This is a genomic window from Pseudomonas sp. Marseille-Q7302 (assembly GCF_965111925.1).
Genome location: NZ_CBCOPK010000001.1, coordinates 2,229,389 through 2,242,010, shown reverse-complemented (window position 1 = coordinate 2,242,010; position 12,622 = coordinate 2,229,389). Strand labels below are relative to the sequence as shown.

Here is a 12,622-nt window from a genome sequence, read left to right as displayed (position 1 = left end):
GCCCGGCAGTCTAGCCATTAGTTCAGAAATCTCTGAAGTGATTTTTTGCCCGCGCCGATTCTTCGCCTGTCAGCGACTTTGCACAATCGGGTCATCAGCACAACGAGGATGACCCGTGGAAAAGATCCTGCACCAGCCGCTGGGCGGCAACGAGATGCCCCGCTTCGGCGGCATCGCCAGCATGCTACGGCTGCCCCACCTCGCTTCCCCGGCCGGACTCGACGCCGCCTTCATCGGCATCCCCCTGGACATCGGCACCTCGTTGCGCTCCGGCACCCGCTTCGGGCCGCGGCAGCTGCGCAGCGAATCGGTGATGATCCGTCCCTACAACATGGCCACCGGCGCGGCGCCCTTCGACTCCCTGAGCGTCGCCGATCTGGGCGATGTCGCCATCAATACCTTCAACCTGCTGGACACGGTGCGGCTGATCGAGGAGCACTATGATCGGGTGCTGGAGCACGATGTCACCCCCCTCACCCTGGGCGGCGACCACACCCTGACGCTGCCCATCCTGCGGGCCATGAAGAAGAAATACGGCAAGATCGGCCTGGTGCACGTGGATGCCCATGCCGACGTCAACGAGCACATGTTCGGCGAGAAGATCGCCCATGGCACCACCTTCCGCCGCGCCGTGGAAGAAGGTCTGCTGGACTGCGACCGGGTGGTGCAGATCGGCCTGCGGGCCCAGGGCTATGCCGCCGACGACTTCGACTGGTGCCGCGAACAGGGCTTCCGGGTGGTGCAGGCCGAGGAGTGCTGGCATCAGTCCCTGACCCCGCTGATGGCCGAGGTGCGCGAGCGGGTGGGCGGCGGGCCGGTATACCTGTCCTACGACATCGACAGCATCGACCCGGCCTGGGCGCCAGGCACCGGTACCCCGGAGATCGGCGGGCTAACCACCATCCAGGCGCTAGAAATCATCCGCGGCTGTCGCGGCCTCGATCTGGTGGGCTGTGACCTGGTGGAGGTGTCGCCGCCCTACGACACCACCGGCAACACCGCCCTGCTCGGCGCCAACCTGCTCTACGAGATGCTCTGCGTGCTGCCGGGGGTGGCCTACCGCTAACCCCTTAGGTGCGGTGACCCGCCATGACGGTCGCCCACCCGCTGTCTTTCGCTGCCGAACACCGGCGGGCTCCTGGCCCGCCGACAACAAGAACGTGGGCCCTGCCCTGCGTATAACCGTGTCGAGGCGTCATCCATGGACCATCATGACGGCATCACCCGTATCGAAACCTTCGGGGTCGAGCAGATTCCCGACCACGAACGCCATGCCACCCCCTTCGATCTCTTCCGCCTGATCTTCGGCGGCGCCAACACCTTCGCCACCGCTGTCCTGGGTAGCTTTCCGATCCTGTTCGGCTTGTCGTTCCCGGCCGGCGTACTGGCCATCGTGACCGGGGTCCTGTGCGGCGCGCTGATCCTGGCGCCCATGGGCCTGTTCGGCGCGCTCAACGGCACCAATAACGCTGTCTCCTCCGGCGCTCACTTCGGCGTCCATGGCCGTATCGTCGGCTCCTTTCTCTCGCTGCTCACCGCCATCGCCTTCTTCTCGCTGTCGGTGTGGAGTTCCGGTGATGCGCTGATAGGCGGGGCGCAGCGCTTGGTCGGGCTGCCGGAGAACGCCCTGACCCTGGGCCTGGCCTACGGACTGTTCGCCGTGTTGGTGCTGACGGTCTGCCTCTATGGCTTTCGCTTCATGCTGTGGGTTAACAAGATCGCCGTGGTCAGTGCCAGCCTGCTGTTCCTGCTGGGCATCCCGGCCTTCGTCGGCAGCTTCGATGCCGGTTACGCCGGCACCCTGCGACTGGGCGAGCCCGACTTCTGGGCGGCCTTCGTCGGCGCAGCGCTGGTGGCCATGAGTAATCCGGTGTCCTTTGGCGCCTTTCTCGGCGACTGGTCGCGCTACATTCCCCGGCGGACGCCGCGCCTGCGCATCCTGCTGGCGGTGATCGCGGCCCAGGCCGCCACCCTGATTCCCTTTCTGTTCGGCCTGGTCACCGCCTCCCTGGTGGCGGTGCAGGCCCCGACCTACATCGCGCAGAACAACTATGTGGGTGGCCTGCTGGCCATCGCCCCTACCTGGTATTTCCTGCCGGTGTGCCTGCTAGCGGTGATCGGTGGCCTGTCCACCGGCACCACGGCGCTCTATGGCACCGGCCTGGATCTTTCCAGCGTGCTGCCGCGGTTGCTGACGCGGGTACGGGCAACCCTGCTCATCGGCCTGGCGGCCATCGCCTTCATCTTCATCGGGCGCTTCAGCTTCAATCTGGTGCAAAGCGTCTCCACCTTCGCCGTGCTGATCGTGACCTGCACCAGCCCCTGGATGGTGATCATGATCCTGGGCCTACTGGTCCGCCGGGGCTTCTATTGCCCGGACGACCTCCAGGTATTCACCCGCGGCGAGCGCGGGGGCCGCTACTGGTTCCACCATGGCTGGAACTGGCGCGGCATGGGCGCCTGGATTCCCAGCGCCCTGCTCGGGCTGGCTTTCGTCAACCTGCCCGGCCAGTTCGTGGGCCCCCTGGGCGATCTGGCCGGCGGCATCGACCTCAGCCTGCCCCTGGCCCTGGGCAGCGCCGCCCTACTCTATCTGCTGCTGCTTCTGCTGTTCCCGGAACCGGCTGCCGTCTATGGCCCGGTCGGCGCACGGCGCCCCAGACGCCGCCGTGACCGCACATCGCTTACAGGCATCCGCGCCGCCTGACCCCGAACCTGTCACGACGCCGGCACGCCCGGCCCTGTCTAGTCTTGCAAGAGATCCCGCCAATGATCCTGGATATTTCCGTCGTCCTGGCCTATGCCCTGGCCATGCTCCTGCTCGGCTGGTACGGCATGCGCCGCGCTCGCAATCAGGAAGAATTCCTCGTCGCCGGCCGCAACCTCGGCCCGGCCTTCTATCTGGGCACCATGGCCGCCACGGTACTAGGTGGCGCCGCCACCGTCGGCACGGTACGGCTGGGCTACGTCCATGGTCTTTCCGGCTTCTGGCTGTGCGCCATGCTCGGCGGCGGCATCCTGGTGCTCAACCTGTTTCTCGCCAAACCACTGCTCAAGTTGCGCATCTTCACCGTGACCCAGGTGCTGGAACGGCGTTACACGCCCCTGGCACGCCAGGCCAGTGCCGCCATCATGTTCGTCTATGCGCTGATGCTCAGCGTGGTCTCGGTGCTGGCCATGGGCACGGTGATCCAGGTGCTGTTCGAATTGCCCTTCTGGAGCGCCATCCTGCTCGGCGGCAGCGTGGTAGTGATCTATTCCAGCATTGGCGGCATGTGGTCGCTGACGCTGACCGACATCGTCCAGTTCATCATCAAGACGGCCGGCCTGATGTTCGTGCTGCTGCCCATCTGTCTCGCCCGAGTAGGCGGCTGGGACGCCCTGGTGGCCAAGCTGCCGGCCAGCGCCTTCGCCCTGACCACCATTGGCTATGACACCATCCTCACCTACTTCCTGATCTACTTCTTCGGCATCCTCATCGGCCAGGACATCTGGCAGCGCGTCTTCACCGCCCGCAGCGAAGGCGTGGCGCGGGTGGCAGGCAGCCTGGCCGGGGTCTACTGCGTGATCTATGGCCTGGTGGGCGCCTTGATCGGCATGTGCGCCCGGGTGCTGCTGCCGGACCTGGGCGATGCCAACAATGCCTTCGCCGCCATCGTCCGCAGCGCCCTGCCGGACGGCATTCGCGGCCTGGTGATCGCCGCCGCCCTGGCCGCCATGATGTCCACCGCCAGCGCCGGCCTGCTGGCCGCGTCCACCACCCTGACCGAAGACCTCCTGCCCCGGCTGCGCGGCGGCAAGGCCTCGACCCTGGGCATGGCCCGGCTGTTCACTCTGCTCACCGGCCTTGCCGTACTCGTCATCGCGCTGCTGGTGAACGACGTCATCGGCGCCCTGACGCTGGCCTACAACCTGCTGGTGGGCGGCATCCTGGTGCCGCTGCTCGGGGCCATTTTCTGGAAGCGCGCCACCACGCCCGGGGCCCTGGCGAGCATGCTGCTGGGATCCGGCGCGGCCATCGTCTTCATGCTCAAGGATGGCCTGGAAGCCAATACGCCGATTTACTTCAGCCTGGCACTGAGCCTGCTCAGCTTCGTGCTGGTAAGCCTGCTCACGCCACGCGCCGAGGTTGCCGGCCGTCCTGCCTGATCGACCCTGGAGGAGAATGCGCATGACCACCTGTGGCGAATTTCTGGTCCGCCAACTGGCCGCCTGGGGCGTGGACACCGTCTTCGGCATCCCTGGGGTCCATACCGTGGAGCTCTATCGCGGCCTCCCCGGCAGCGGTATTCGCCACATCACCCCACGCCATGAGCAGGGCGCGGGCTTCATGGCGGACGGCTATGCCCGGGCCAGCGGACGGCCCGGGGTATGCTTCGTCATCAGCGGACCCGGACTGACCAACTGCCTGACCGCCATGGCCCAGGCCTATGGTGATTCGGTCCCCCTGCTGGTGATTTCCAGCGTCAACGAACGCGCGCGGCTCGGCCATGGCGCCGGCTATCTGCATGAGCTTCCGAACCAGCGCAACCTGACGGCCGGGGTTACCGCCTTCAGCCATACCTTGCTGGAGGTCGACGGCCTGCCAGGCGTACTGGCGCGTGCCTTCGCCGTGTTCGACGGCGAGCGGCCAAGGCCGGTCCATCTGGAACTGCCGCTGGACATCATCACGGCACCGGCCGACCACCTGACACTGATGCCCAAGCCCAGGCTGGCCCGCCCGGAGCCGGCCGCGGCCCTGCTCGACCGCGCCGCGCTTCGCCTGCGCGAGGCCGAACGTCCGCTGCTGTTGATCGGTGGGGGCTGCCAGGACGCGGCTGCCGAGGTACGCGCCCTGGCCGCCGCGCTGGATGCGCCCACTGCCACCACCATCAATGCCAAGGGTCTGTTGCCGCCTGGCCATCCCCTGGCACTGGGCAGCAACCAGGCGCTACCACCGGTACGCGCCCTGGCGCGGGAGGCGGACGTCATCCTGGCGGTGGGTACCGAACTGGGCGAGACCGACTACGATGTGGTCTTCGACGGCGGTTTCCAGCTGACCGGCGACCTGATCCGCATCGACCTGGACCCCAGGATGCTGGTCACCGGCCACCCGCCCTGGCTAGGCCTGGTGGGCGACGCCCAGGCCGCGCTGCAGGGTCTACTGCAACGCCTGCCCGCCCGCGAACTCGACCCAGTTGGACCCGGCGCCCGGCGCACGGCCATTGCCCAGGCTGGCCTGGCGCGCGAACTGGCCGGCTGGGCGCACTTTCGCCAGCTGTTCGAGCGGCTGCAAAGAGCGCTGCCGGATGCGCGCTACGTGGGCGATTCCACCCAGACCGTCTACGCCGGCAATCACCTGGTGGAATTGGACGGACCACGGCGCTGGTTCAATGCTTCCACCGGTTACGGCACCCTGGGCTATGGCCTGCCCGCCGCCCTGGGCGCACGCCTGGCCGACCCCACGCGCCCGGTGATCTGCCTGGTCGGGGACGGCGGTCTGCTCTTTACCCTCGGCGAGCTGGCGAGCGCCGTGGAAGCGAGGATCGGCATCGTCATCCTGCTGTGGAACAATCACGGCTACGGCGAGATCCGCCGCTATATGGAACAGCGGGACATCACGCCCCTGGGCGTCGACCTGGTCACCCCGGATTTTCTCGCGCTGGCGCGGGCCTTTGGCTGCCTGGCCGAACGCGCGCGGGATCTGGATCATGTCCAGGACCTGCTCGCCACCGCGCCAACCGATCGACCACTGCTGATCGAGCTGCGCGAGGTAGCACCCTTCGTGTCGGCCTGACCAGTCAGGCAAGGGAACCATGGCGGCGCGCTGCACCGCCTGATCTCGCTAGGGATCAGACCGCAGACGGGGCGCATCGGCATCCGAACAAGATCGACGCCTAGATCCTGGGCCGGCACCTGAGATCCAGCGGCACCCGGGACCTACAGGGGTCCACGAAGGTTTCGCGTACCCGCGCCGCCTGGACGACGGGTACCCGGGCGTCAGGTGCCTACGTTGCGCCTAGGGTTTTCTCACCGAAGCCGCGCAGGTGCTGGAACGCTGGCAGGTGTCGATCTGTCCATGCAGCAGTGGTCGCCACCGCGACTCGCCTCCTTCCGTCCCCGCAAGGCCCCCAAGCATTTGAACGTTTCCCCGTGTTCCCGGCTACAACTGGTCCTGCTGCTGATACTGGTCACGCTTATCCTGGCACTCGGCTGGGCACCCGTGGACCGGCTGACCTGGGGAATCGAACAGCTGCTGGTGATCCTGGCAGTGGTAGCCATCGTGGTTATCCAGCGACGGTTTCCGCTCTCGGCCAGCGCCAGCCTGCAACTCTTCGCGTTTCTCGTACTGCACCAGATCGGCGCCCACTACACCTATTCCCAGGTTCCCTACGACGATACCTGGCAGGCGCTGACCGGTTTCCGCCTGGACGAGGCCCTGGGTCTGCAGCGCAACCATTACGACCGCCTGGTGCATTTCGCCTACGGGCTGCTGCTGGCCCGTCCCTTTCGTGAAGTGGTCCAGGGCCTGACCGGGCTACGCGGCTGGCAGAGTGCCTATGTCGCTCTCGAGTTCGTGCTCGCCTCCTCGGCGGGCTACGAGCTCATGGAATGGCTGGGCGCTGACCTGCTGGCGGGCGATGACGCGGAAGCCTTCGTCGGCGCCCAGGGCGATCCCTGGGACGCACAGAAAGACATGGTACTGGCCTTTCTCGGCGCCTTGCTCTCGCTGGTCTGCCGCCATGGCTGGCCCGGACGTCGCGGGACCGGCCATGGCGTTGGCTCCCGCTAGCGGGCGATCACGGGCTCCAACGCATCCAGCCAACAGACCACGGCCACGGCGCCGCCATCGGGAATGCCATGGGTACGTTCGCCGAGGTAACTGGCACGGCCCTGGCCCGGAACCATCTCGGCGGTAGCCTCGGCGCCCTTCCGAGCGGCAGCCACCGCTTCGGCGAAGGCCTGCGCCGGGCTGGAGCCAGCCTGGGCAGCTGCCAGCAAGGTATCCGCGGCAGGTCGAAGCGCATCGAGCATCGTGCGCTGGCCCGGCTGGGCGCCGCCCAGCTCCGCCAGCGCCTGGACACCCTGATCGAAGGCCTGGGCCCACTGGGACAGTGTCGGTCGCGCGACCCCATCCAATACCTGGGCCGCGCGGACCAGCGCGCAGGCATAGAAGGGTCCGGAACTGCCACCGATGGCACGCCGCAGGGCCTGTCCCATGGCTGCCAGGGCACTGGTCGGGGTGTACCAGGCGCTGGCCGGCAGGGCGCGCATCGCCTTGGCGCCACGGGCCAGGCTGGTACCCAGATCGCCATCACCGGCGCGGCTGTCCAGGTCGGTGAGACGGGTTTCGTTGGCCAGCAGGCTGGCGATCACGGCGTCCACTGCGGCATGCAGGCGCTCCGCCAGGGGACCGGGCGTGCACGTCGTCGCCTCGGCCGTCACCTCAGGCGCGGACAGCAGACGCGGCGCCGCTGGCACCCGACCGTCACCGGGCCAGGCCCGCGCCTGGGTTGGCGCATCCAGCAATGCCAGGCGCGCCTCGTCCACCGGCAGCAGCGACAGCGAACAGCCCGGCATGTCCAGGGCACTGAGGAAGGTACCGGTCCAGGCCCGCTCCACGCTCAGGCCGCGCCGACGCAACTCGATCAGCGCCGCCCGGGCCACCAGGGCGAGTTCCAGCGGTGGCGTGGCACCCAGGCCATTGACCAGCAAGGCGAGACGCGTCCCGCCAGAATAACCGCCATCCTCGACCAGGGTATCCAGCAGTCGCGCCACGGTGGCATCGGCGCCTAGCCAGGGCCCGCGCTCGACGCCCTGCTCGCCGTGGATGCCAAGGCCCCACTCCACCTCGTCGTCCGCCAGTTCGAAGCCTGGGTGCCCCACCGCCGGCACCGTGCAGGCGCCCAGGGCGACCCCCATGCTGCGCAGTTCGGCACTGGCCGCGCGCGCCAGGGTGGCCACCTCGGCGAGGGGTCGCCCAGCGGCGGCAGCGGCGCCGGCGAGCTTATGGATCAACACGGTGCCGGCGATGCCACGACGCTTCTCCGGCGCCACGGTATGGCGCAGGGCCGCGTCGTCCGCCACCAGTACCGTTTCGACGGGAATGCCCTCGCTGCGGGCCAGTTCCGCGGCGAGGCCGAAGTTGAGGCGGTCACCGGTGTAGTTCTTGACGACCAGCAGTGCGCCCGCCGGGCCGGCCGCCGCCCGGATGGCCGCCAGTACCGCATCCACGCTGGGCGAGGTGAAGACGTCGCCCGCCACCGCCGCCGTCAGCATCCCCTCGCCGACGTAGCCGGCATGGGCTGGTTCATGGCCGCTGCCGCCACCGGAGATAACCGCCACCGGGCGTTCGCGGACGTCAGCCAGGGGCTGGCGCAGTATCACCTGTTCGTCGGCCAGCAGGGCAAGACCGGGGTCCAGGCTCACGAGACCTTCGAGCAGCTCGCGAACCACGGTGACGGGGTTATTGATCAGCTTCTTCATCGGGCACTCCTGAGGGCGAGAGGTCGCCGCAGTATGGCATGCGACCAGTGGCACGAACGGCACGCCGCCAGGGGCAGTCTGCCGAATGGCCACCCACCGGAGCCTGCCCATGTCTTCTGCCCCTCACCGCCTCGAAAGCCTGGCCAAGGTCACGGGTGCCGCCCGCTACAGCGCCGATCTCACCCATAGCGACATCCCGGGCATGCCGCTGCATGCCGCCCTGGTGCAGAGCGATCACGCGCAAGGACAGGTGGCGCGGCTGGTGGTGGCGGCCGCCGAGCGGGCACCGGGTGTGCTGCTGGTCATGACGCACCTGAACGCCCCGCGGCTGCAGCCGATCAACACCCTGCCCGGCGGCGAGCTGGGCCGCTTCCTGCCCTTGCAGGACGACCGCCTCCAATACAGCGGCCAGCCCCTGGCGGTAGTGGTCGCCGAGCGGGCGGACCAGGCCGAATTCGCCGCACAGCTGATCGAAGTGGAGTACAGCGCAGAAGCACCGAAGCAATACTTCGACTTCACCCGGCTGCCGGCTGAATATCCGCAGGTGGTCGGCGCCGGCGAACCGGCGATCACCGAGCGCGGCCAGCCCGATGCGGCCTGGACGCAGGCGGAAGAGCGCCTGGAGTTGGAGTACACCACGGAGCCCCAGCATCACAATGCCCTGGAGCCCGGGGCGGCCCTCGCCGCCTGGGACAACCAGGGCCGACTGGTGGTGGACGCCGGCACCCAGTTCACCTATGGCGATGCCTATGCCCTGGCGCGGGCGTTCGACCTCGGCGTCAGCCCGGACTTCCCCGCCGTGATGCGCGCCGGTCGCGCCGAGGCGGACTTCTCCTCGCGCATCCGCTTTCGCTCGCCCCTGGTCGGCGGCGGCTTTGGTGGCAAGAAAGGCAATGCCCATCCCCTGCTCGCGGCCATGGCGGCGCGGCTCGCCGGCCGGCCCGTGAAGCTGGTGTTGACCCGGCGACAGACCTTCTCGCTGATGCCCTTTCGGGGCGCTACCCGCCAGCGATTGCGCCTGGGCGGCACTCGCGACGGCCGGCTGAGCGTGCTGCTGCAGGAGGCCCTGATCCAGAACGCCCACACCTCGAACTTCATAGAACCCATCGGCGAGATGACGCCCAAGCTCTATGCCTGCCCTCACCTACGTACCGGCCATGCCACGGCGCGGCTGCACCTCAATGCACCCAGCTGGCTGCGCGCCCCGGGCGTGGCGGTCAGCCAGTTCGCGGTCGAGAGCGCCCTGGATGAATGGGCCCATCACCTGCGCCTGGACCCGCTGGACGTACGGCTACGCAACCATGCCGACGTGGAACCCCAGAGCGGTAATCCCTGGTCGAGCAAGAGCCTGCGCCAGTGCTACGCGGCCGGTGCCGCCGCTATCGGTTGGGCGGACCGTGATCCCGGCATCGGCGCCATGCGCGATGGCGACCTGCTGATCGGCTACGGCATGGCCACCTCGGTCTACCATGTCGCCCAGATGGCCGCCTCGGCACGCATCCGGCTGAGCGCCAATGGCACGGCGGTGGTCGAGAGCGCCACCCACGAGCTGGGCCAGGGCAGCTGGACGGCGCTCACTCAGCTAGCCGCCGAGGCGCTGGGGCTACCGCTGGAACGTGTTCAGCTGCAAGGGGGCGACACCGACCTTCCCTACAGTTCCCTGACCGCCAGCTCCTCTACCACGCTCAGTCTCGGCGCGGCCATCCAGGCCGCTGCCGACCAGCTGCGCCGGCGCCTGGTAGCACTGACCGGGGCGGATGCGTCCGACGCCGGGGGTTGGCGCCTTGCGGACGGCGCTCTGGCCAGCGAGCGTGCCCCAGATCAACGTCATGAGCTGGGCCCGTTGCTGCAACGCCATGGCCTCGCCGAGGTGAACGCTGAAGCCAGCACCGCCGACCAGGTGGCCCAACGCCCGGCGCTCGGTCGTGCCGCCTTTGGCGCCCAGTTCGCCGAGGTGGCGGTGGATCCGCAGCTGGGAACGGTCCGGGTCCGCCGCCTGGTGGGCGCCTTCGCTGGTGGCCGTATCGTCAATCGCCGTCTGGCCCAGAATCAGTTGGAGGGCGGCATGATCTGGGGCCTCGGCCAGGCGCTGCTGGAACAGAGTCGACTGGACCTGGCGCAAGGGCGCTGGATGAACGCGGATTTGGCCGAAGCCCTGGTGGCCACCCAGGCCGACGTGCCCGTGCTCGAGGCCCTGCTGCTGGACGAAGACGACCGCCTGGGGCATCCGCTGGGTATCAAGGGGCTCGGCGAGATCGGCGTGGTCGGGGTTGCCCCGGCCATCGCCAATGCGGTCTTCCATGCCACCGGCATCCGGGTGCGGCAGCTGCCGATCACCCTGGACAAGTTGCTCGGCTGAGCGAAACGGCCTTCCGCCCGACCGTGGCGGCAGGCTATCGTCTGGCCTGGAAGCTTTTCACGACCGGGATGTCTCACGCTGATAGCCAGCCGCGCCTTACTGCGCGCATCCCGTCGAGGTTCGTCATGCCGATCAAGATCGTTCCGCGCTCTACCTGTCGTGGGTCGGAGATCACCCCCGAAGCCGTCTACTTGTCCCGGCGCCAGCTGCTCGGTGCCAGTGGCGCCCTGCTCGCTGGTGCCGCCCTGCCCGGCTGGGCAATGGCCGCCGCCTCTACCTATGGTGACGTCGACGCCGCCAAGGGCCCAGACTGGTTCGAGCGCAAGCTGCCGGAAACCCGTTGGCAGGCGGCTACGGTCAAGGGCGAAGACATCACCCCCTTCAAGGACGCCACCCACTACAACAACTTCTACGAATTCGGTCCGGACAAGAGCGATCCCGCGGCCCACGCGGGCCAGCTGCCGACCCAACCCTGGAGCGTGGTGGTCGATGGCGAGGTGGGCAAACCCGGCACCTATGGCCTGGAAGATCTGTTCGGGCCCGACACCCTGGAAGAGCGCATCTATCGCATGAGGTGCGTGGAGGCCTGGTCGATGGTCATTCCCTGGCTGGGCTTTCCGCTGGCCAGCCTGCTCAAGCGGGTCGAACCCACGGGCAAGGCCCGCTACGTCAGATTCGAGACGCTCAAGGACCCGAAGCACATGCCTGGCATGAACTCCAGCTTCGCCCTGCTGGACTGGCCCTATGTCGAAGGCCTGCGCCTGGACGAGGCCATGCATCCGCTGACCCTGATGACGGTAGGCATGTACGGCCGGGTGCTGCCCAACCAGAACGGCGCGCCGCTACGCCTGATTGTGCCCTGGAAGTACGGCTTCAAGGGCATCAAGTCCATCGTGCGGATCAGCCTGGTGGAAGAACAGCCGCGCACCACCTGGCAGGGCATGGCGCCCAACGAGTACGGCTTCTATGCCAACGTCAATCCGGAAGTGGATCACCCGCGCTGGAGCCAGGCCCGCGAACGTCGGCTGCCCAGCGGCCTCTTCAGCCCCAACGTCCGGCCGACCCTGATGTTCAATGGCTATGGCGAGGAAGTGGCCTCGCTCTATGCCGGCATGGATCTGCGGAGAAACTACTGATGGGATTGCTGCTTTGGCGGGTCGCGGTGTTCATCGCCGCACTCTGTCCGCCGCTGTGGTGGCTGTACCAGGCATGGATCTTTGCCCTCGGCCCGGACCCGGGCAAGGCGCTGGTGGACAAGCTGGGCACCGGTGCCCTGGTGCTGCTGTTGCTGACGCTGAGTCTGACCCCGCTGTCGCGGCTCACCCGCTGGAAACTCTGGCCGGTGATCCGCCGTCAGCTGGGGCTCTGGACCTTCACCTACGCCCTGTTGCACTTCCTGGGCTACCTGGCCTTCGTGCTGGGCTTCGACCTGTCGCAACTGGGCGTGGAGCTGCAGCGCCGCCCCTACATCATCGTGGGTGCCGCGGCCCTGCTGATCCTGCTGGTCCTGGCCGTCACCTCCAATCGCCCGGCCATGCGCCGGCTGGGCAAACGCTGGAAGGAGCTGCATCGGCTGGCCTACCTGGTGCTGGGCCTGGGGCTTTTGCACTATCTCTGGATCGTGCGCTCGGACCTGGAAGAATGGGCGATCTACGCCGCCATCGGCGCTGCATTGCTGGCCTTCCGCCTGGTGGATGGCTGGCGTCGTAGAAGACGCAGTCAGGCAGCCACCCTCCCTGCTCGTTGATTACAGCTCTCGAGGCAGGGAGGCAAATTCTCCACGCCTCAAAATCAAAG

At 67.8% G+C, this 12,622-nt stretch carries 9 protein-coding genes; 8 read left to right on the top strand and 1 reads right to left on the bottom strand.

Translation table 11 applies throughout. The annotated features are described in order from the left end of the window. Positions 1 to 115 precede the first annotated feature (115 nt). The 5 genes from speB to ACWPW1_RS10520 all read left to right on the top strand — a co-directional run bounded on the left by speB (position 116) and on the right by ACWPW1_RS10520 (position 6,772). Positions 116 to 1,066, top strand: coding sequence for an agmatinase (gene speB / locus ACWPW1_RS10540; protein ID WP_434776439.1), 951 nt, complete (start codon positions 116 to 118; stop codon positions 1,064 to 1,066). A 135-nt stretch (positions 1,067 to 1,201) separates the two neighbouring features. Then, on the top strand, positions 1,202 to 2,707 hold the full coding sequence (locus tag ACWPW1_RS10535) for a cytosine permease (RefSeq protein WP_434776438.1): 1,506 nt from the start codon (positions 1,202 to 1,204) through the stop codon (positions 2,705 to 2,707). Positions 2,708 to 2,769: 62 nt separating this feature from the next. Beyond that, positions 2,770 to 4,149, top strand: a complete 1,380-nt coding sequence (locus ACWPW1_RS10530) for a sodium:solute symporter (protein WP_323150085.1) — start codon at positions 2,770 to 2,772, stop codon at positions 4,147 to 4,149. Between the two features lie 22 nt (positions 4,150 to 4,171). Continuing rightward, positions 4,172 to 5,776, top strand: a complete 1,605-nt coding sequence (locus tag ACWPW1_RS10525; RefSeq protein WP_434776437.1) for a 5-guanidino-2-oxopentanoate decarboxylase — start codon at positions 4,172 to 4,174, stop codon at positions 5,774 to 5,776. 282 nt (positions 5,777 to 6,058) lie between these two features. Continuing rightward, entirely contained in the window at positions 6,059 to 6,772 is a 714-nt protein-coding gene (locus ACWPW1_RS10520; RefSeq protein ID WP_454252899.1) for a DUF2238 domain-containing protein, read from the top strand. On the opposite strand, the gene ACWPW1_RS10515 is transcribed toward ACWPW1_RS10520, so the two are convergent. Next, positions 6,769 to 8,466 carry a dihydroxyacetone kinase family protein gene (locus tag ACWPW1_RS10515; protein WP_454252898.1) on the bottom strand — a complete coding sequence of 566 codons (1,698 nt, stop codon included), beginning with the start codon at positions 8,464 to 8,466 and terminating at the stop codon, positions 6,769 to 6,771. The two genes, ACWPW1_RS10520 and ACWPW1_RS10515, sit on opposite strands and share 4 nt — an antisense overlap. A 109-nt stretch (positions 8,467 to 8,575) precedes the next feature. On the opposite strand from ACWPW1_RS10515, the gene ACWPW1_RS10510 reads away from it, so the two are divergent. From ACWPW1_RS10510 to msrQ, 3 genes are all read left to right on the top strand, one after another. Further along, positions 8,576 to 10,825: a molybdopterin cofactor-binding domain-containing protein gene (locus tag ACWPW1_RS10510; RefSeq protein ID WP_434776434.1), complete on the top strand. Its 2,250-nt coding sequence runs from the start codon at positions 8,576 to 8,578 to the stop codon at positions 10,823 to 10,825. A gap of 125 nt (positions 10,826 to 10,950) precedes the next feature. Beyond that, positions 10,951 to 11,961: a protein-methionine-sulfoxide reductase catalytic subunit MsrP gene (msrP, locus tag ACWPW1_RS10505; protein ID WP_434776433.1), complete on the top strand. Its 1,011-nt coding sequence runs from the start codon at positions 10,951 to 10,953 to the stop codon at positions 11,959 to 11,961. After that, positions 11,961 to 12,572, top strand: a complete 612-nt coding sequence (gene msrQ / locus ACWPW1_RS10500; protein ID WP_434776432.1) for a protein-methionine-sulfoxide reductase heme-binding subunit MsrQ — start codon at positions 11,961 to 11,963, stop codon at positions 12,570 to 12,572. Before msrP ends, msrQ begins: the two co-directional genes overlap by 1 nt. Positions 12,573 to 12,622 lie beyond the last annotated feature (50 nt).